This window comes from Bacillus sp. hwrm1, from assembly GCF_040207805.1.
Taxonomy (GTDB): Bacteria; Bacillota; Bacilli; order Bacillales; family Bacillaceae; genus Bacillus; species Bacillus velezensis.
This window is the reverse complement of the sequence record NZ_CP157943.1, coordinates 3,215,034-3,235,334: the sequence shown is the minus strand read 5'-3', so window position 1 is coordinate 3,235,334 and position 20,301 is coordinate 3,215,034. Positions and strand designations below refer to the sequence as shown.

The window sequence follows — 20,301 nt, the reverse complement described above, 5'->3', positions numbered from 1 at the left end:
GTTGGGGTGTCAACAGGTTTTTCACATGGGCTCACACGCCTTAAAGAGAGAGGGGGATAAAGTGTGGGCGTAATCAGACGCTATATGCAATTTGTAAAACCTTATAAAAAACAAATTTTTATCACAGTGTTAATCGGCATCATAAAATTCTCCATCCCGCTGGCTCTCCCGCTGCTGTTAAAATACGTGGTCGATGACATTATTCAAGGGAGCGGAACGGCAAGCGCTAAAACATCATCGCTATTCACGATAATGGGCATCATGTTCGTGCTGTTTTTAATTCTGCGTCCCCCGGTAGAGTACTATCGGCAATACTTCGCGCAATGGACGGGCAGCCGGGTGCTCTATGATATCAGGGGAGTATTGTTTGATCATATTCAAAAATTGAGCCTGAGGTTTTATGCCAACACGAGAACGGGCGAAGTCATTTCCCGGGTGATAAATGATGTCGAACAGACAAAAGACTTTGTCATAACGGGACTGATGAATATCTGGCTTGATATGATGACGGTGCTGATCGTCATCTGCATTATGTTTACACTCGATGTTAAGCTGACATTGATATCTGTCATTTTGTTTCCGTTATACGGAATTTCAGTGAAATACTTTTACGGCCGTCTCCGAAAACTGACACGGGAGCGTTCTCAGGCACTCGCCCAAGTTCAGGGACATTTGCACGAACGGGTTCAGGGGATGCCCGTCATCAGAAGTTTTGCCATTGAAGATTATGAACAAGCCAATTTTGATGAAAAAAACGGACATTTTCTGGACAGAGCGATCCGTCATACGAATTGGAACGCAAAAACGTTTGCAGTCGTGAATACCATTACGGATTTGGCGCCGCTGCTCGTTATCGCGTTTGCGGGTTATTTTGTCATAAACGGTCCGCTGACGGTAGGGACGATGGTTGCGTTCGTCGGCTATATTGACAGAATGTACAATCCGGTCAGAAGATTGATCAACTCATCGACGACGCTGACCCAGTCGATCGCTTCAATGGACCGCATATTTGAATTTATCGACGAGCCGTATGAACTGACTGATAAACCGAATGCAGTAAAAGCTGACGGCATTAAGGGCGAAGTTGAATTCCGAAATGTCTCGTTCCGTTATGAGGAAGGAAAAGAAACGATTTTGCAGGACGTTTCCTTAAAGGTGACAAAAGGGGAAACCGTCGCGCTCGTCGGGATGAGCGGCGGCGGTAAATCGACGCTTGTCAGCCTCATACCGCGTTTTTATGATGTATCCGGCGGCAGCCTGCTGATTGACGGCACAGATATTCGCGATTATGAAGCGAGAAGCCTCCGCAATCAAGTCGGAATGGTGCTTCAGGATACGTTTCTGTTCAGTGAGACGATTCGTGAAAATATCGCCATCGGTAAACCGGGAGCGTCTCTGGATGAGGTGGTTGCGGCTGCGAAAGCGGCAAATGCCCATGAATTTATTATGAACTTCCCCGAAGGCTACGAAACCAAAGTCGGCGAACGGGGCGTCAAATTGTCAGGCGGGCAGAAACAGCGGATTTCCATCGCGCGTGTATTCTTAAAAAATCCGCCGCTGTTAATCTTGGATGAAGCGACATCGGCTCTTGATCTTGAAAGTGAACACTACATTCAGGAAGCGATGGAAAAGCTTGCGAAAAACCGGACGACTTTTATCGTCGCCCACAGGCTGTCCACGATTACGCACGCGGATAAAATTGTCGTCATGGAAAACGGCGCCATCGTCGAAACCGGCACGCACGAGGAATTAATGGCCCAAGGCGGCCAGTACAGACACTTATTTACGATTCAGAATTTGAACTGATACAAAAACTTATGCCGTCCGAATGGGCGGCATAAGTTTTTTTGAATGCAAAAAAACCCGGTTTTACGGAAGCACCGGGTTACTCTTCGTCTGTTTCTAATTCGCTGTCTTTCGGGTGGTATGTCTGAAAACTCGTAATTAATGTATCGAGATGCTCCAGCTGCTCGCGGTATTCCGCAACCGCAGCCATAATGCTGAGCATATTGTAATCAAGCAGTTCATCCTCGCAGTTCTGCTGATTTTTCAAGAAAGACTTCGTCAAAAGCTGTTTATATCTTATGCTTTCTTCAGCATCGTCATCATGCGGTTTGATCTTGCCGACCGTCCGCATCAGAATCCTTTCATGCCAATGAAGCAGATAATCAATTTCTTCTGTCAGCGTCTCCTGAAATTCCTCCGGCATATGATAAATCTCGTTTTCATAGCGGTGCAGCTTTTTCAGCGTATCAAGCGCCCGATTCGCCGTAATAATCGCCTGTCTGAACAATACAAGCTTGCGCGACTTTACATACGTCGTTTTCTTAAAGTAGCTTCTCTCCTCTTTATAAAGAAGGTACGTATGATCAAGCTTCATCATCTTTTCCTTCAGCTTCTCAATATCCTCTTTCAATATCGAGTGTTCCGTGGACTGACGCATCGTCAGCCTGATCCATTTCATGATCTCATCGGTATATTCAACCGTATGATGAGTCAGCTTCGTTTCGTATTTCGGCGGAAGAAACACAAGGTTCACAATAAAAGAAGACAGCACGCCTAAAATAACGGTGCTTGTTCGTATCAGAGCGAACGTCAGGAAGCTGTTTCCCGGTGTTTCTAAAATTGCGATAACCGTCACGAGCGCAATCGAAATGGTGTGTTCAATTTTCAGTTTTAACATGATCGTGATGACAATCACTGCGGTCAATCCGATCATAATCGGACTCGGTCCGAAAATCAGTCCGAATGCCGTAGCGATGACAGCGCCGATGATATTTGCCTGAACCTGATCAATAATGATAAGAAAAGACCTGTAAATAGAGGGCTGTATGGCAAATATAGCTGCAATCCCGGCAAAGATCGGCGACGGAAGTCCGATCCATGATGCTAAGTAGAGCGCGAGCGTAATCGCAATCCCTGTTTTAAAAATGCGGGCACCAAGTTTCATTGGTTTGTGCGTGCATTCCTTTCTCTAATAAATTATGTGCCGAACGAACGGCTGACACTTACATTTCCCTGTCGGCTGATTTGCTAAACAATAAAGTAATATACAGGGATCATACCAATTATTCAAGGTCTTTTTTTGAAAAAACCATTATCTCACAAATCGGACAAAAAGAAAAAGCGGAAGCCCCGGGCTCCCGCTTGTTTCAGCAGTTATTTTTTCATATGTCTGAACGCATCTTCAACGGCCTGTAAAGTGGCGTCGATATCCTCTTCAGTATGTGCGGTTGTGATAAACCAAGCTTCATACTTCGATGGAGCGAGATTGATGCCGCGCTCAAGCATCAGCTTGAAGAACTTGGCGAATGCTTCTCCGTCCGTATTTTCCGCCTGCTCGTAATTGACGATCTTTTCATCAGTGAAGTAAACCGTGAGCGCGCCTTTTAAACGGTTGACGGTGATGGTAATGCCGTGTGTCTCCGCATGGGCGAGAATGCCTTGCTCAAGTCTGGCGCCGAGCTCATCAAGCCGCTCATAAACGCCTTCTTCCTTCAGCACTTCCAGGCAGGCGATGCCTGATAGGATAGATGCCGGGTTTCCGGCCATTGTGCCGGCTTGATATGCCGGGCCGAGCGGAGCAACCTGCTCCATGATCTCTTTTTTGCCTCCGTAAGCGCCGATCGGCAGGCCGCCCCCGATAATTTTACCGAGCGCCGTTAAATCAGGCTTCACTTGAAGAAGATCCTGCGCGCCTCCGTACATAAAACGGAACGCCGTGATCACTTCATCATAAATGACGAGCGCGCCCGCTTTATGGGTCAATTCATTTACCTGTTCTAAAAATCCTTCTTCAGGTTCAACGATGCCGAAGTTGCCGACGATCGGCTCGACGAGAACCGCTGCAATTTCTGAACCCCATTTATCCAGCGCGGCTTTGTAGCTTTCAATGTCATTGAAAGGAACGGTAATCACCTCATTGGCGATGCTTTTCGGCACGCCGGCGGAATCAGGAGTGCCGAGCGTAGACGGACCGGAACCCGCAGCGACAAGTACAAGATCAGAATGGCCGTGATAGCAGCCAGCGAATTTAATGATTTTTGTCCGGCCTGTATAAGCGCGTGCAACCCGGATCGTTGTCATTACCGCTTCAGTGCCTGAGTTTACGAATCGTACTTTATCAAGTGAAGGAATGGCCTCCTTCAGCATTTTGGCGAAAGTGACCTCATGTTTGGTCGGCGTCCCGTACAGCACGCCGTTTTCAGCCGCTGTTTTAATCGCTTCAGTAATATGCGGATGGGCATGTCCGGTAATAATCGGGCCGTAAGCCGCTAAATAATCGATATACTGATTCCCGTCTACATCCCAGAAATAAGCGCCGTTCGCTTTTTCCATCGCAACGGGTGAACCGCCGCCTACCGCTTTATAGGATCTGGACGGGCTGTTCACGCCTCCGACGATATGCTCTAACGCTTCCTTATGAAGTTCAACTGATTTTGTATACAAAAAATGACCCTCCTAATATCTCCTTACATCATGTTCTATTGTAGCATGCTTCATTGCGAGCACAACGGTTCATGCTTCCAGAAAAGAGCGGGAGGATAACGGTTGTAATCTTAACGTGAATTGGATACGCTTAATAAAAAACCCGGAGGTATAAGAAATGACGATTGAAATCGGACAAACAGCACCGGATATGAAATTGGTGAATGACAGCGGGGAAGAAGTAGCATTGACGGATTTTAAAGGGAAGTACGTCGTTCTCTATTTTTATCCGAAAGACATGACACCCGGATGCACGACGGAAGCATGTGATTTCCGTGATCAGCACGAAAGTTTCGCGGGACTTGATGCCGTTATCATCGGAGTAAGCCCTGACAGCCGTGACAAACATGAAAAATTTAAGCAAAAACACGATCTTCCTTTCCAGCTCCTCGTTGATGATGAGCACAAATTGGCGGAAGCTTTTGATGTGTGGAAGCTGAAGAAGAATTTTGGGAAAGAATATATGGGTATCGAGCGATCCACTTTTTTGTTAGACAAAGAAGGCCGTCTTGTGAAGGAGTGGAGAAAGGTAAAAGTGAAAGATCACGTTGCCGAGGCGCTTCGCGAATTGGAACAAATTGCGTCTAATTAATGGACAAATGCTGAACTCACGGGGTTTTCTTCAGATTACATTTGACAGGAGACCGGAAAAAGATGTACACTAATTATAAACATTATAAAGTAAGAATCTTTTTTAGAAGAGAGGTGCATGACGGATGGCTGCACATGAATTAAAAGAAGCCTTAGACACGTTGAAGGATACGGGAGTCCGGATTACTCCTCAACGTCATGCCATTCTGGAATATCTCGTGGATTCTATGGCACATCCGACAGCGGACGATATATATAAAGCCTTGGAAGGGAAATTCCCTAATATGAGTGTTGCGACAGTGTATAACAATTTGCGTGTATTCCGGGAAGCGGGGCTTGTAAAGGAACTGACGTACGGAGATGCGTCCAGCAGATTTGACTTTGTCACCTCTGACCATTATCACGCCATTTGTGAAAGCTGCGGAAAAATCGTAGACTTCCATTATCCCGGACTTGACGAAGTAGAACAGCTTGCGGCTCACGTCACGGGGTTTAAGGTAAGCCACCACCGTTTGGAGATTTACGGCGTCTGCCAAGAATGTTCCAAAAAAGAAAACCACTAAACGAAGCTGACCGCTTTGATACGGTCAGCTTCGTTTATTTTACACTGTTTTTTCTGTTATAAGACTCATCGAACGCTTTGCCTTCCAATCCTTTATCCAATGTGAGCGGCTCTCTGCAATGCATGCACATATCCACTCTGCCCAGAATCTTCGTTTCTTTCTCGCAAGCGGGGCACATCACCCGGACCGCTTTTGTGGACAGCATGCCGATCCAAAAATAAACGGCGGTGCTGAGCCCGATCGACAGCAGGCCGAGAATCATAAACAAGCTGGCAAGCAAAACAGACTGCTTAAAGAACAGCCCGATGTACATAATGATAAACCCAACGAAAACCAAACTTAACGCAAACGTTCTGATCTTATTAATTTTGCTTGAGTATTTCGCCATGTCCATCCCCCTCTCGTTTAACTATAGCACAAAACAGATGGCATATTCTTCATGTTTTCGTAAGAAAAGGGAAGAATAAATATGGCACCTGAAAGGAAATTTGTTATAATAGTGCAATGTGTTTAGAAAAAAGGACTTTCATGTTTTATCATAGAAATGTAGAAACAATAGCTAGTGAAACAATCGCATTGGAGGAATCGTAATGGACAATCTTCTCCGTCCAATTTACCAAGAAAGAGCAAGTCATCCCGATACGCTGGCCGTCCTTATGATTGAGAGAAGGAGTAAAGCATCATCCATCACGGATAACTTTGATGCGGTCATGCTTGTCATTGTCAAACAGGCTGATGAACCTCTTTTTATAAAGCATTATGAATTCGAACAAAAAACCGCTTCTTTACATATTGTAACGGATGCTCTGCTTCAGGAATGGATTCTGCTTGGGACCAATAGAAGAGTCATAGATTGGATCATCAACGGCAAAGTGCTGTTTGACCGCAATGAATATATATCTGAACTCAATGACCGGCTCAGCACTTTTCCTTTCGCCGAGCGGAAATTAAAGATCGGAATGGAATACGGCAAGCTGATCAGAAGATTTGTAGAAGGAAAAGCGTTTTTTGAAGCTGATCATTTTCTGGATGCATATTATGCGGTAGTGCATGCTCTTCACCACTTGGCCCGCATAGAAGTGATTGACCGGGGGTTTTATCCCGAAACGACAGTCTGGAACCAGGTCCGTCACATTGAGCCGCAGGTATATAAGCTATATTCCGAACTTGTCGAGAGTCACGAAAGTTTGGAGAAAAGACTCGAATTATTATTCTTAGCAAATGATTTTCTCATCCATTCAAAAGCTGAAATCGGTTCTGCGCACCTTTTTCAAGTGATGAAAGAAAAAGAACTGTGGCAGTTTGGAGAATTGCTTCAGCACCCTGAACTGGTGCACTTCACCCAAGATCTTGGTGTCATGCTTGATTACCTGACGGAAAAAGGCTTTGTTGAAGTATCTCAAATAGAGACCAAAGGGCAGGAAGTATATCATCGAGGATATTCTTTCAAAAAAAGTGTTGACGCTGAATCATAGGCATGGTATATTATTAAACGTCGCTGATGCGCTTCAACAAAAAGCTCACAGCGGCGGAGAAATAAAAACAAAAAAACATTTGACAGCAACTCGCTGAAATGTTATACTGAAAAAGTCGCCTCGAGATGAGGTTGAAATGATCTTTGAAAACTAAACAAGACAAAACGTACCTGTTAATTCAAAGTTTTAAATAAATCGCACAGCGATGTGCGTAGTCAGTCAAACTACTTTATCGGAGAGTTTGATCCTGGCTCAGGACGAACGCTGGCGGCGTGCCTAATACATGCAAGTCGAGCGGACAGATGGGAGCTTGCTCCCTGATGTTAGCGGCGGACGGGTGAGTAACACGTGGGTAACCTGCCTGTAAGACTGGGATAACTCCGGGAAACCGGGGCTAATACCGGATGGTTGTCTGAACCGCATGGTTCAGACATAAAAGGTGGCTTCGGCTACCACTTACAGATGGACCCGCGGCGCATTAGCTAGTTGGTGAGGTAACGGCTCACCAAGGCGACGATGCGTAGCCGACCTGAGAGGGTGATCGGCCACACTGGGACTGAGACACGGCCCAGACTCCTACGGGAGGCAGCAGTAGGGAATCTTCCGCAATGGACGAAAGTCTGACGGAGCAACGCCGCGTGAGTGATGAAGGTTTTCGGATCGTAAAGCTCTGTTGTTAGGGAAGAACAAGTGCCGTTCAAATAGGGCGGCACCTTGACGGTACCTAACCAGAAAGCCACGGCTAACTACGTGCCAGCAGCCGCGGTAATACGTAGGTGGCAAGCGTTGTCCGGAATTATTGGGCGTAAAGGGCTCGCAGGCGGTTTCTTAAGTCTGATGTGAAAGCCCCCGGCTCAACCGGGGAGGGTCATTGGAAACTGGGGAACTTGAGTGCAGAAGAGGAGAGTGGAATTCCACGTGTAGCGGTGAAATGCGTAGAGATGTGGAGGAACACCAGTGGCGAAGGCGACTCTCTGGTCTGTAACTGACGCTGAGGAGCGAAAGCGTGGGGAGCGAACAGGATTAGATACCCTGGTAGTCCACGCCGTAAACGATGAGTGCTAAGTGTTAGGGGGTTTCCGCCCCTTAGTGCTGCAGCTAACGCATTAAGCACTCCGCCTGGGGAGTACGGTCGCAAGACTGAAACTCAAAGGAATTGACGGGGGCCCGCACAAGCGGTGGAGCATGTGGTTTAATTCGAAGCAACGCGAAGAACCTTACCAGGTCTTGACATCCTCTGACAATCCTAGAGATAGGACGTCCCCTTCGGGGGCAGAGTGACAGGTGGTGCATGGTTGTCGTCAGCTCGTGTCGTGAGATGTTGGGTTAAGTCCCGCAACGAGCGCAACCCTTGATCTTAGTTGCCAGCATTCAGTTGGGCACTCTAAGGTGACTGCCGGTGACAAACCGGAGGAAGGTGGGGATGACGTCAAATCATCATGCCCCTTATGACCTGGGCTACACACGTGCTACAATGGACAGAACAAAGGGCAGCGAAACCGCGAGGTTAAGCCAATCCCACAAATCTGTTCTCAGTTCGGATCGCAGTCTGCAACTCGACTGCGTGAAGCTGGAATCGCTAGTAATCGCGGATCAGCATGCCGCGGTGAATACGTTCCCGGGCCTTGTACACACCGCCCGTCACACCACGAGAGTTTGTAACACCCGAAGTCGGTGAGGTAACCTTTTAGGAGCCAGCCGCCGAAGGTGGGACAGATGATTGGGGTGAAGTCGTAACAAGGTAGCCGTATCGGAAGGTGCGGCTGGATCACCTCCTTTCTAAGGATTTTAACGGAATATAAGACCTTGGGTCTTATAAACAGAACGTTCCCTGTCTTGTTTAGTTTTGAAGGATCATTCGATTCTTCGAGATGTTGTTCTTTGAAAACTAGATAACAGAAGTAATTCACATTCAATTAGTAATGCAAGATATCACGTAGTGATTCTTTTTAACGGTTAAGTTAGAAAGGGCGCACGGTGGATGCCTTGGCACTAGGAGCCGATGAAGGACGGGACGAACACCGATATGCTTCGGGGAGCTGTAAGCAAGCTTTGATCCGGAGATTTCCGAATGGGGAAACCCACCACTCGTAATGGAGTGGTATCCATATCTGAATACATAGGATATGAGAAGGCAGACCCGGGGAACTGAAACATCTAAGTACCCGGAGGAAGAGAAAGCAAATGCGATTCCCTGAGTAGCGGCGAGCGAAACGGGACCAGCCCAAACCAAGAGGCTTGCCTCTTGGGGTTGTAGGACACTCTGTACGGAGTTACAAAGGAACGAGGTAGATGAAGAGGTCTGGAAAGGCCCGCCATAGGAGGTAACAGCCCTGTAGTCAAAACTTCGTTCTCTCCTGAGTGGATCCTGAGTACGGCGGAACACGTGAAATTCCGTCGGAATCCGGGAGGACCATCTCCCAAGGCTAAATACTCCCTAGTGACCGATAGTGAACCAGTACCGTGAGGGAAAGGTGAAAAGCACCCCGGAAGGGGAGTGAAAGAGATCCTGAAACCGTGTGCCTACAAGTAGTCAGAGCCCGTTAACGGGTGATGGCGTGCCTTTTGTAGAATGAACCGGCGAGTTACGATCCCGTGCAAGGTTAAGCAGAAGATGCGGAGCCGCAGCGAAAGCGAGTCTGAATAGGGCGAATTGAGTACGTGGTCGTAGACCCGAAACCAGGTGATCTACCCATGTCCAGGGTGAAGTTCAGGTAACACTGAATGGAGGCCCGAACCCACGCACGTTGAAAAGTGCGGGGATGAGGTGTGGGTAGGGGTGAAATGCCAATCGAACCTGGAGATAGCTGGTTCTCTCCGAAATAGCTTTAGGGCTAGCCTCAAGGTAAGAGTCTCGGAGGTAGAGCACTGATTGGACTAGGGGCCCCTACCGGGTTACCGAATTCAGTCAAACTCCGAATGCCGATGACTTATCCTTGGGAGTCAGACTGCGAGTGATAAGATCCGTAGTCGAAAGGGAAACAGCCCAGACCGCCAGCTAAGGTCCCAAAGTATACGTTAAGTGGAAAAGGATGTGGAGTTGCTTAGACAACCAGGATGTTGGCTTAGAAGCAGCCACCATTTAAAGAGTGCGTAATAGCTCACTGGTCGAGTGACTCTGCGCCGAAAATGTACCGGGGCTAAACGTATCACCGAAGCTGCGGACTGTTCTTCGAACAGTGGTAGGAGAGCGTTCTAAGGGCTGTGAAGCAAGACCGGAAGGACTTGTGGAGCGCTTAGAAGTGAGAATGCCGGTATGAGTAGCGAAAGAGGGGTGAGAATCCCCTCCACCGAATGCCTAAGGTTTCCTGAGGAAGGCTCGTCCGCTCAGGGTTAGTCGGGACCTAAGCCGAGGCCGAAAGGCGTAGGCGATGGATAACAGGTTGATATTCCTGTACCACCTCCTCACCATTTGAGCAATGGGGGGACGCAGGAGGATAGGGTAAGCGCGGTATTGGATATCCGCGTCCAAGCAGTTAGGCTGGGAAATAGGCAAATCCGTTTCCCGTGAAGGCTGAGCTGTGATGGCGAGCGAATTATAGTAGCGAAGTTCCTGATTCCACACTGCCAAGAAAAGCCTCTAGCGAGGTGAGAGGTGCCCGTACCGCAAACCGACACAGGTAGGCGAGGAGAGAATCCTAAGGTGATCGAGAGAACTCTCGTTAAGGAACTCGGCAAAATGACCCCGTAACTTCGGGAGAAGGGGTGCTCTGTTAGGGTGCAAGCCCGAGAGAGCCGCAGTGAATAGGCCCAGGCGACTGTTTAGCAAAAACACAGGTCTCTGCGAAGCCGTAAGGCGAAGTATAGGGGCTGACGCCTGCCCGGTGCTGGAAGGTTAAGAGGAGCGCTTAGCGTAAGCGAAGGTGCGAATTGAAGCCCCAGTAAACGGCGGCCGTAACTATAACGGTCCTAAGGTAGCGAAATTCCTTGTCGGGTAAGTTCCGACCCGCACGAAAGGCGCAACGATCTGGGCACTGTCTCAACGAGAGACTCGGTGAAATTATAGTACCTGTGAAGATGCAGGTTACCCGCGACAGGACGGAAAGACCCCGTGGAGCTTTACTGCAGCCTGATATTGAATGTTGGTACAGCTTGTACAGGATAGGTAGGAGCCTTGGAAACCGGAGCGCCAGCTTCGGTGGAGGCATCGGTGGGATACTACCCTGGCTGTATTGACCTTCTAACCCGCCGCCCTTATCGGGCGGGGAGACAGTGTCAGGTGGGCAGTTTGACTGGGGCGGTCGCCTCCTAAAAGGTAACGGAGGCGCCCAAAGGTTCCCTCAGAATGGTTGGAAATCATTCGCAGAGTGTAAAGGCACAAGGGAGCTTGACTGCGAGACCTACAAGTCGAGCAGGGACGAAAGTCGGGCTTAGTGATCCGGTGGTTCCGCATGGAAGGGCCATCGCTCAACGGATAAAAGCTACCCCGGGGATAACAGGCTTATCTCCCCCAAGAGTCCACATCGACGGGGAGGTTTGGCACCTCGATGTCGGCTCATCGCATCCTGGGGCTGTAGTCGGTCCCAAGGGTTGGGCTGTTCGCCCATTAAAGCGGTACGCGAGCTGGGTTCAGAACGTCGTGAGACAGTTCGGTCCCTATCCGTCGCGGGCGCAGGAAATTTGAGAGGAGCTGTCCTTAGTACGAGAGGACCGGGATGGACGCACCGCTGGTGTACCAGTTGTTCTGCCAAGGGCATCGCTGGGTAGCTATGTGCGGACGGGATAAGTGCTGAAAGCATCTAAGCATGAAGCCCCCCTCAAGATGAGATTTCCCATTCCGCAAGGAAGTAAGATCCCTGAAAGATGATCAGGTTGATAGGTCTGAGGTGGAAGTGTGGCGACACATGGAGCTGACAGATACTAATCGATCGAGGACTTAACCAATTTGAATGTATGCTTACTGTTATCTAGTTTTGAGAGAATTTTTAAAAAAACTCTTGCTTTTTCTGAAATACATAGTATAATAATACATGTCACTAAAACGTCTGGTGATGATGGCGAAGAGGTCACACCCGTTCCCATGCCGAACACGGAAGTTAAGCTCTTCAGCGCCGATGGTAGTCGGGGGTTTCCCCCTGTGAGAGTAGGACATCGCCAGGCAGACTTCATTCCGCAGTAGCTCAGTGGTAGAGCTATCGGCTGTTAACCGATCGGTCGTAGGTTCGAATCCTACCTGCGGAGCCATTTATGGAGAGCTGTCCGAGTGGCCGAAGGAGCACGATTGGAAATCGTGTAGGCGGTAACCCCGTCTCAAGGGTTCGAATCCCTTGCTCTCCGCCACTAATTATCAATACATAACAAACGAAAAAATACCAGGGCCCGTTGGTCAAGCGGTTAAGACACCGCCCTTTCACGGCGGTAACACGGGTTCGAATCCCGTACGGGTCACTTATATGATGGAGGATTAGCTCAGCTGGGAGAGCATCTGCCTTACAAGCAGAGGGTCGGCGGTTCGAGCCCGTCATCCTCCACCATTATCATCGCGGGGTGGAGCAGTTCGGTAGCTCGTCGGGCTCATAACCCGAAGGTCGCAGGTTCAAATCCTGCCCCCGCAACCAAAAAAATGGTCCGGTAGTTCAGTTGGTTAGAATGCCTGCCTGTCACGCAGGAGGTCGCGGGTTCGAGTCCCGTCCGGACCGCCATTTATAAAAAGGCTCGGTAGCTCAGTTGGTAGAGCAACGGACTGAAAATCCGTGTGTCGGCGGTTCGATTCCGTCCCGAGCCACCATTTGCCGGTCTAGCTCAATTGGTAGAGCAACTGACTTGTAATCAGTAGGTTGGGGGTTCAAGTCCTCTGGCCGGCACTCTAAATGATGGAGGGGTAGCGAAGTGGCTAAACGCGGCGGACTGTAAATCCGCTCCCTCAGGGTTCGGCAGTTCGAATCTGCCCCCCTCCACCATTTTAAATAGGGGCATAGTTTAACGGTAGAACAGAGGTCTCCAAAACCTCCGGTGTGGGTTCGATTCCTACTGCCCCTGCCACTATTTTATTTATTCATCTTCAGATTATGGCGGTTGTGGCGAAGTGGTTAACGCACCAGATTGTGGCTCTGGCACTCGTGGGTTCGATTCCCATCAATCGCCCCATTTTATCATTGGGCTATAGCCAAGCGGTAAGGCAACGGACTTTGACTCCGTCATGCGTTGGTTCGAATCCAGCTAGCCCAGTTGCATTTTTTAAAAAACAACAGCATAAGATGTATTAAGTTCTTTTACATGTTGCGGAAGTAGTTCAGTGGTAGAACATCACCTTGCCAAGGTGGGGGTCGCGGGTTCGAATCCCGTCTTCCGCTCCAAATTACGGCGGCATAGCCAAGTGGTAAGGCAGAGGTCTGCAAAACCTTTATCCCCGGTTCGAATCCGGGTGTCGCCTTTCTATTGCCGGGGTGGTGGAATTGGCAGACACACAGGACTTAAAATCCTGCGGTAGGTGACTACCGTGCCGGTTCAAGTCCGGCCCTCGGCACCAATTTAACTTTGAACGAACTATGTTAAATTGGTCATCAGTTTTCACATTATAAAACATATATGAGAGTGATTTGCATATTGCAGATCACTTTTTTTATATAATAAAACGTAATGACTATCAATATAAGTTTCTTGCTTGTATCGTATATACTGCATTACCATTTAAAAAACTTTGCTAAAACCGTTGACGTTTTATGAAATACATGTTACATTTATATACGTCGGTTGAACACGACGCATTACATGCCGGTGTGGCGGAATTGGCAGACGCGCACGACTCAAAATCGTGTTCCTTCTGGAGTGCCGGTTCGACCCCGGCCACCGGTATACAAAGGCTTCTACAATATGTAGAAGCCTTTTTTGTTGTGTGAAAATATCCTCCAAGGCTTGTGAAAACATGATACCTGCTGATTGTATAAATCCGCTTTTTTCAAAGATACTAACAAGAAGTTCTTTGAAAGAGGTGTTTTTTATGGAAGGGACTTGGGCTTGTCTTATCCCATTTATTCTGGTCATTCCCATTTCAATCATTACAAAGCAAGTGCAGTCCGGTCTGTTTGTCGGTTTGCTGGTCGGAAGCTATCTTTTGCATCCCAGCTTGCTTGGCGGGATTGAACATATGGTTCAATATGTCATCAGCAACATTGTCGTCACCAATAATATTAGAATCATTGTGTTTCTATATTCATTTGCCGGCCTTGTAGGGATTATAAAGCTGACCGGCGGGATAAAAGGATTCGTCCATTTGATCAGTAAAAAAGTTAAAACCAAAAAAGGTGCGATGCTGCTTGCATGGCTGTCGACATTTGGCACGTTCAGTGAACCGGACTTTCGCATCGTCACAATTGCACCGATCATGAAAGCTTTAAGCAAGCGTCTGGACCTGTCGAAACAGAAAATTGCGTATGCCATTGAGTTTACGGCAAACCCTGTCATTGCCTTGATTCCGATAGCAACGGCATTTGTCGGCTACATGGTTTCCATTATCGGACAGGCCCTTAAAACGTCAGGAATAGATCAGCCGGCTTACACGGTGTATGTGAAAAGTATTCCCTTCAATTTTTTCTCCATTGTGATTATAGTAGTCGGAATTTATTACTGCTTTTTTAAGAAACAAAAAGCGGACGAAAGCTTAGAAAAAACAGAAAAGAGCGGACAAACTACTGCTCGCAAACATAACAAAAATACGGAACCGATTCCGCGGAACAGGGGTGTGTTGCTTTCAAAAGGATCAGGTTCATTCAACATGGAAACAGGGACGATCTCAGATATTCACGGTGGACATACGGGAATGTTCAAAAGTGATGAGCATGCTGACCAGCAGGAGGAGCTGGATTCGGCGCACCGTGCTTATATTAACGAAACACCGATTCGGCCTTGGAATTTAATCATTCCGATCGGGCTGTTTTTGCTATTAACACTCTTTCTCAGCTGGTGGGACGGCCATTCAAAAGCACAAGGGTTTTTGAATGCTTTTATCAAAAGCGATATGCTTGGCGTCATGTTAACCGCATTATTGGCAGCGGTTATTGCAGCATTTGCTCTTTTTATGTTTCAGCGTTTTCATGCAGGCGAGCTTGTTACCCATTTTATTAAGGGCGGAAACGAATTGGTCAACGTTATTATTATGTTATCGCTGATTTGGGCCGTAACAGCAGTATCTGAAGACCTTGGATTCTCGAAATATGTTACTTCTCATTTAACGTCATGGATCCCTCATATGTTTATTGCGCCGTCTCTTTTTATACTGGGGGCTGTTATATCCTATTTTATCGGGTCATCCTGGGGGACTTGGGGGCTATTAATGCCGCTCGGCGTAACGCTGGCGGTTCAGTCACATACCAGCTTATTATTAGCGATCGGGGCCGTGTTTGCGAGCGGAACATTTGGAGCGTTTGCTTCTCCTCTCAGTGATAATACGGTGACAACCTGTACGGTGTTGGGGATCGATGTTGTGAAGTATGCCCGTTCGAAGCTTGTTCCGGCGCTTATCGCCGCGGGGATCTCCGTTTTGTTATACGGTGCGTTTTCATTTTTCAGATAACAAATACTTTTTAAAGGCGGTATCCGAAATGGGGATAACGCCTTTTTATGAGCTGTTATACTAGAGGAAAAAAGAGGTGATGACATTGAAGCAGATTATTGCAATGGGCGGCGGGGGCTTTTCCATGGAGCCGGATCATCTTGTGCTGGATCAGTATATTTTAGAGCAGTCGGCGCGGTCAAAGCCGAAAATTTGTTTTTTGCCGACGGCAAGCGGAGATTCGGAGAATTATATCGGCAGGTTTTATCAGGCCTTTCAAAAGCTGCGGTATGAGCCGGATCACTTGTCGCTGTTTAAACCGCCGGGTTCTGATCTCAGATCCTTTCTCATGAAGAAAGATATTATATATGTCGGCGGCGGAAATACGCGCAATATGCTTGTCTTATGGAAAGAGTGGGGGATTGACCTTATTCTTCGTGAGGCTTGGGAAAACGGCATCATGTTGGCGGGTCTCAGCGCCGGGGCGATTTGCTGGTATGAAGAAGGGTTGACGGATTCGGCTGGAGATTTGAGAGAGTTAAGAGCTTTAGGATTTTTGCCGGGAAGCTTTTGTCCGCACTATGACGGAGAAGCGGAGCGCCGGCCGGTGTATCACCGTCTGATTTCAGAAAAGAAACTCAGCGAGGGCTATGCCGCTGATGATGGTGTTGCGCTTCATTATAAAGACGGTCAGCTGTTCCGGGCTGTCTCTTCCAGGGAAACCGCAAAGGGTTATCGGGTTTTTAATACCAAAGAAGGCGTTCGGGAAACAGAGCTTATGACCGTACCGTTATCTGAATTTTGATAATATGCTTTTTTTTGTACACAACTTATGTTACGATGAGAGCGAAATCAATAGTTACTGGGGGTGCCCGTCTGAGCGGGCTGAGAGAGAAGCGGCGGCTTCTTAACCCTTTGGACCTGATCTGGTTCGTACCAGCGTGGGGAAGTAAAGGTTTTATTATTGTTGATGAAAACAATAATAGTTTCTTTCTGACTGCAAAACCGGGTTCTTCTTTGAACCCGGTTTTTTTGTGCTGGTGCTGAGCTTGGTTCTGTTATTCAAATGATAAAGGAGAGATTTGTATGCAAAATCAATCAGTACAGCAAGCGAACATTTCCATTATGTCGAGTTTTTCCGGCAGTAAAAAGGTTTATACAGAAGGTTCTTCGCCCGATATACGAGTGCCGATGCGGGAAATCAGCCTGAGTGCGACTACGGGGGCATTCGGGGAAGAGGAGAATGCGCCGGTCCGTGTTTATGATACGAGCGGGCCGTATACAGACCCGGATGTACAGATTGATATTCATGAAGGGCTGGGGGCGCTCCGCACAAAGTGGATTACCGGGCGCGGAGATGTAGAAGAATATAATGGCCGGACCGTGAGACCTGAAGACAACGGTTATAAAAAAGAGGGCCGTGCCGCTGAATACCCCGGCCTACAGCGGAAACCGCTTCGGGCCAAGCCGGGGAAAAATGTAACACAATTGCATTATGCGAGAAAAGGCATCATTACGCCGGAAATGGAGTTTATCGCAATACGTGAGCATGTGTCTCCCGAATTTGTCAGAGACGAGGTAGCCAGCGGCCGGGCGATTATTCCTTCTAACGTCAACCACCCGGAAAGCGAGCCGATGATTATCGGCCGGAATTTTCATGTGAAAATTAATGCAAATATCGGCAACTCGGCTGTTACATCTTCTATCGAAGAAGAAGTTGAAAAAATGACGTGGGCGATTCGCTGGGGCGCCGATACGATGATGGACTTATCCACGGGAAAAGACATTCATACGACGCGTGAATGGATTATCCGCAACTGCCCCGTGCCTGTGGGGACGGTGCCGATTTATCAGGCGCTTGAAAAAGTAAATGGCATTGCCGAGGATTTAACGTGGGACATTTATCGTGACACATTGATTGAGCAGGCGGAGCAGGGCGTGGATTATTTCACCATCCATGCCGGCGTACTGCTTCGTTACGTCCCGTTAACGGCTAAACGCAAGACGGGAATCGTATCCCGCGGCGGGGCGATTATGGCGCAATGGTGCCTGGCTCATCATCAGGAAAGCTTTCTGTACACGCATTTTGAAGAAATTTGTGAAATCATGAAGGCCTATGATATCGCTTTTTCTCTTGGTGACGGGCTTCGCCCCGGTTCGATTGCGGATGCCAATGATGAAGCGCAGTTTGCGGAATTGGAGACTCTCGGAGAATTGACGGAGATTGCGTGGAAGCACGATGTGCAAGTGATGATCGAAGGACCGGGTCATGTGCCGATGCATAAAATTAAGGAAAACATGGACAAGCAGCTGGAAATTTGTAAAGAGGCGCCTTTTTACACGCTCGGGCCATTAACGACGGATATCGCTCCGGGTTATGACCACATTACTTCAGCAATCGGCGCGGCGATGATCGGCTGGTACGGGACGGCGATGCTTTGCTATGTCACGCCGAAGGAGCATTTGGGGCTGCCGAATCGTGATGATGTAAGAGAAGGCGTCATTACGTACAAAATCGCGGCACATGCCGCAGACCTTGCTAAAGGGCATCCGGGTGCACAGATCCGTGACGATGCTCTGTCTAAGGCGCGGTTTGAATTCCGGTGGCGTGATCAATTTCATTTGTCGCTTGATCCTGAAAGAGCAATGGAATATCATGATGAAACGCTGCCGGCTGAAGGCGCAAAAACGGCTCACTTCTGTTCGATGTGCGGTCCGAAGTTCTGCAGTATGAGAATTTCTCAGGATATTCGTGATTATGCGAAGGAAAACGGACTTACTGAAGACGAGGCCGTCAACGAAGGGCTGAAAGAAAAAGCAAAAGAGTTTGCAGAGAAGGGAAGCCGTTTATATCAATAAAAGAAAAGATGAAGATGGAGTTTGCCCATCTTCATCTTTTTTAGAAAAACGGTGAACGGCGAAGCGGCGGAATGCTCTGCTCAAAGCGGAATATATTTTCCGGATCATATTTCGTTTTGACTTGACGGAGGCGGTGAACATTTTCTCCGTAATATGTTTGCAGCCAGTTTCTGATTTCTCTATCAGGCCAATTCACGTAATCTCCCATCGTTTCTCTTGATAGGGACGTTCTCAGTCCTTCGATCCAGCGGACATTTTGTCTTTCTTCTTCAGCAGATGTCCAAGTTGTAATATATTCTTGGGCAATGATTGCGTTGCGATAGTAGAATGCCGTTTGGTCCGGAGCGATCCGTCCGGCCGCCCCGCCGAGAGATTGCTGCCAGACACTGGCGTTTTCGTTCGGAGCGTGCTCTAAATAGCGCTTTAAAGTGGATATTGCGCGTGTTGATAATGGTTTTTCAATAAAGGATCCTGACCGCTTCATCTTTTGCGGCTGATTGCCTCCCGGGCTGTTAAAAAAGGCTGCCGCTTTAATAAATGGCACTGTCTTGACCATGCCGCTTGTCGGTTTTCCCGCTTTCATTAACGGAGCCAGCAGTTCTTTCAGCTCATCTTTTGTCCCGGTAAATTGACCGAGCGCTTCTATGCGGTTTACTTCCTTAGGCCAAAACTGAATTGATGAGGTAAGCCGGTTGTCTATAAATGGAGCCCAGCGCTGCCATGTGTTAAATACTTCCTCAAAATCATCCCAGCCCCAAGTGACAGAAAAAACAGACACGCACGAGATCGGTACGGCTTTAAACATCATGGATGTGACAATGCCGAAGTTGCCTCCCCCTCCTCCCTGAGACGCCCAAAATAGATCAGAGTGCTTTGAACGGTTGACTGTGATCAAGTCAGCACCTGTTTTTTCGTCCGCTATGATCATTTCGAGCTGGAGGAGACGATCGCAAGTAAGTCCGGCTGTCCTTGTTAAATATCCGATTCCTCCCCCGAGCGTCAGCCCCGTGATTCCCACATTCGCAATGGTTCCCGCAGGAAGGGTCAAGCCGTACCGCCAAAGTGTCTGGTAGACTTCCCCCAATTCGGCTCCCGCTTCAATCGAGACCAGCCGCTTATCCTCATTTACTCTTATTTTCTTCATTTCACTGAGATCAATGACTAGTCCGTCATTTAACAGGGAAAAATTTTCGTAGCTGTGTCTTCCGCCTCTGATACGGAAAGGCACATTGTTCTCACGCGCCCATCTCACCGCATTGAGGGCGTCATGTTTGTTTTGACAAAACACAATGATGTCTGGATATCTTTGCAGGCTTAAATTGATATTGGTTCTCGCAGCATTATAGTCCGGGTCATCTTTTTTGACGATGCGACCGGTCAATGTTGTCTTTTCCACATTCTCACTCACTTTCACTTGTACTCTGCTATGTTTTCTAGCATATGCGGAAAAATGAGAGAGTGTATGAGGAAAACCCCCGGAAGGAAACGATATTTTAAATTGTAGTTGACAGGTAGGGATTGTATGAATTAACATAATCATTACATATTTCCAAACGATGGCTGATCGGATCACCGAAGGCTCTTATCTTTTAAACAGATAAGGGCCTTTTTTGCGTGAAAGTCATGAATGAAATGAAAAGCGGAGGGATGAAAAGTGGCGTTAAAAAAGGTATCACATGTGCGCAAAAAGAGCAAAAAACGAAAAAAGTATAGAAAACACACATTGAATTTCGAACTGCTTGTAGAGAAAAACAAACGGGAGATTATGAGAAATGAGGAACAGATGGAGCAGATTTATATAAAGATAGATGAAAAGCATGCGGGGGTTCGATAA

The 20,301-nt window shown here is 47.8% G+C and carries 12 protein-coding genes, 16 tRNA genes, 3 rRNA genes and 1 riboswitch; of the genes, 27 read left to right on the top strand and 4 right to left on the bottom strand.

Annotation, left to right across the window (positions count from 1 at the left end; genetic code table 11):
• Positions 1–63 precede the first annotated feature (63 nt).
• Entirely contained in the window at positions 64–1,806 is a 1,743-nt protein-coding gene (locus ABK447_RS16215; RefSeq protein WP_012117125.1) for an ABC transporter ATP-binding protein, read from the top strand.
• A 79-nt stretch (positions 1,807–1,885) separates the two neighbouring features.
• On the opposite strand, the gene ABK447_RS16210 is transcribed toward ABK447_RS16215, so the two are convergent.
• Both ABK447_RS16210 and ABK447_RS16205 read right to left on the bottom strand, forming a co-directional pair.
• Positions 1,886–2,950, bottom strand: a complete 1,065-nt coding sequence (locus ABK447_RS16210) for an aromatic acid exporter family protein (RefSeq protein ID WP_007610190.1) — start codon at positions 2,948–2,950, stop codon at positions 1,886–1,888.
• Positions 2,951–3,159: 209 nt separating this feature from the next.
• Entirely contained in the window at positions 3,160–4,449 is a 1,290-nt protein-coding gene (locus ABK447_RS16205; protein ID WP_007408567.1) for a glutamate-1-semialdehyde 2,1-aminomutase, read from the bottom strand.
• A gap of 157 nt (positions 4,450–4,606) precedes the next feature.
• Between ABK447_RS16205 and bcp the strand changes: the two genes are divergently transcribed.
• A complete protein-coding gene (bcp, locus tag ABK447_RS16200) occupies positions 4,607–5,080 on the top strand; it encodes a thioredoxin-dependent thiol peroxidase (protein WP_003155466.1) in 474 nt (157 codons plus the stop codon).
• A gap of 124 nt (positions 5,081–5,204) precedes the next feature.
• On the top strand, positions 5,205–5,642 hold the full coding sequence (gene perR / locus ABK447_RS16195) for a peroxide-responsive transcriptional repressor PerR (RefSeq protein WP_003155465.1): 438 nt from the start codon (positions 5,205–5,207) through the stop codon (positions 5,640–5,642).
• 34 nt (positions 5,643–5,676) lie between these two features.
• Here the strand turns inward: perR and ABK447_RS16190 are convergent, their stop codons facing one another.
• Positions 5,677–6,030 carry a YgzB family protein gene (locus tag ABK447_RS16190; protein ID WP_007408568.1) on the bottom strand — a complete coding sequence of 118 codons (354 nt, stop codon included), beginning with the start codon at positions 6,028–6,030 and terminating at the stop codon, positions 5,677–5,679.
• Positions 6,031–6,232: 202 nt separating this feature from the next.
• On the opposite strand from ABK447_RS16190, the gene ABK447_RS16185 reads away from it, so the two are divergent.
• The 23 genes from ABK447_RS16185 (at position 6,233) to thiC (ending at position 18,467) form a co-directional block, all read left to right on the top strand.
• Positions 6,233–7,117 (top strand): nucleotidyltransferase-like protein, encoded by an 885-nt coding sequence (locus ABK447_RS16185; RefSeq protein WP_015239435.1) that lies wholly within the window; start codon positions 6,233–6,235, stop codon positions 7,115–7,117.
• Between the two features lie 229 nt (positions 7,118–7,346).
• Positions 7,347–8,896 (top strand): 16S ribosomal RNA (locus ABK447_RS16180).
• Between the two features lie 175 nt (positions 8,897–9,071).
• Positions 9,072–12,001 (top strand): 23S ribosomal RNA (locus ABK447_RS16175).
• Between the two features lie 100 nt (positions 12,002–12,101).
• Positions 12,102–12,217: ribosomal RNA gene (gene rrf / locus ABK447_RS16170) — 5S ribosomal RNA — on the top strand.
• The 16S, 23S and 5S rRNA genes sit together here with 16 tRNA genes alongside, the layout of an rRNA operon.
• Before the next feature lie 9 nt (positions 12,218–12,226).
• Positions 12,227–12,301: transfer RNA gene (locus ABK447_RS16165), tRNA-Asn, on the top strand.
• Positions 12,302–12,306: 5 nt separating this feature from the next.
• Positions 12,307–12,397 (top strand) — tRNA-Ser (locus ABK447_RS16160).
• A gap of 36 nt (positions 12,398–12,433) precedes the next feature.
• Positions 12,434–12,505 (top strand) — tRNA-Glu (locus ABK447_RS16155).
• Between the two features lie 10 nt (positions 12,506–12,515).
• A tRNA-Val gene (locus ABK447_RS16150) sits at positions 12,516–12,591 on the top strand.
• 7 nt (positions 12,592–12,598) lie between these two features.
• A tRNA-Met gene (locus ABK447_RS16145) sits at positions 12,599–12,675 on the top strand.
• 7 nt (positions 12,676–12,682) lie between these two features.
• Positions 12,683–12,759 (top strand) — tRNA-Asp (locus tag ABK447_RS16140).
• 10 nt (positions 12,760–12,769) lie between these two features.
• A tRNA-Phe gene (locus tag ABK447_RS16135) sits at positions 12,770–12,845 on the top strand.
• Positions 12,846–12,848: 3 nt separating this feature from the next.
• Positions 12,849–12,921, top strand: a tRNA-Thr gene (locus ABK447_RS16130).
• An 11-nt stretch (positions 12,922–12,932) separates the two neighbouring features.
• Positions 12,933–13,017 (top strand) — tRNA-Tyr (locus ABK447_RS16125).
• A gap of 8 nt (positions 13,018–13,025) precedes the next feature.
• A tRNA-Trp gene (locus tag ABK447_RS16120) sits at positions 13,026–13,099 on the top strand.
• A gap of 29 nt (positions 13,100–13,128) precedes the next feature.
• A tRNA-His gene (locus tag ABK447_RS16115) sits at positions 13,129–13,204 on the top strand.
• 9 nt (positions 13,205–13,213) lie between these two features.
• Positions 13,214–13,285, top strand: a tRNA-Gln gene (locus ABK447_RS16110).
• 53 nt (positions 13,286–13,338) lie between these two features.
• A tRNA-Gly gene (locus ABK447_RS16105) sits at positions 13,339–13,413 on the top strand.
• A gap of 6 nt (positions 13,414–13,419) precedes the next feature.
• Positions 13,420–13,490: transfer RNA gene (locus tag ABK447_RS16100), tRNA-Cys, on the top strand.
• Between the two features lie 7 nt (positions 13,491–13,497).
• Positions 13,498–13,586 (top strand) — tRNA-Leu (locus ABK447_RS16095).
• 244 nt (positions 13,587–13,830) lie between these two features.
• A tRNA-Leu gene (locus ABK447_RS16090) sits at positions 13,831–13,912 on the top strand.
• Positions 13,913–14,057: 145 nt separating this feature from the next.
• Positions 14,058–15,629: a Na+/H+ antiporter NhaC family protein gene (locus ABK447_RS16085; RefSeq protein WP_124934895.1), complete on the top strand. Its 1,572-nt coding sequence runs from the start codon at positions 14,058–14,060 to the stop codon at positions 15,627–15,629.
• An 85-nt stretch (positions 15,630–15,714) separates the two neighbouring features.
• Positions 15,715–16,413 carry a Type 1 glutamine amidotransferase-like domain-containing protein gene (locus tag ABK447_RS16080; protein WP_094031611.1) on the top strand — a complete coding sequence of 233 codons (699 nt, stop codon included), beginning with the start codon at positions 15,715–15,717 and terminating at the stop codon, positions 16,411–16,413.
• A 49-nt stretch (positions 16,414–16,462) separates the two neighbouring features.
• A riboswitch (TPP riboswitch) is annotated at positions 16,463–16,573 on the top strand.
• A gap of 121 nt (positions 16,574–16,694) precedes the next feature.
• Positions 16,695–18,467 carry a phosphomethylpyrimidine synthase ThiC gene (gene thiC, locus ABK447_RS16075; protein WP_094031612.1) on the top strand — a complete coding sequence of 591 codons (1,773 nt, stop codon included), beginning with the start codon at positions 16,695–16,697 and terminating at the stop codon, positions 18,465–18,467.
• Positions 18,468–18,507: 40 nt separating this feature from the next.
• Here thiC and ABK447_RS16070 read toward each other — a convergent pair whose 3' ends face one another.
• The gene (locus ABK447_RS16070) at positions 18,508–19,863 is read right to left on the bottom strand and encodes an FAD-binding oxidoreductase (RefSeq protein WP_094031912.1); all 1,356 of its coding nucleotides are present in this window, start codon (positions 19,861–19,863) and stop codon (positions 18,508–18,510) included.
• Positions 19,864–20,121: 258 nt separating this feature from the next.
• Between ABK447_RS16070 and ABK447_RS16065 the strand changes: the two genes are divergently transcribed.
• On the top strand, positions 20,122–20,301 hold the full coding sequence (locus ABK447_RS16065; protein WP_003155431.1) for an FbpB family small basic protein: 180 nt from the start codon (positions 20,122–20,124) through the stop codon (positions 20,299–20,301).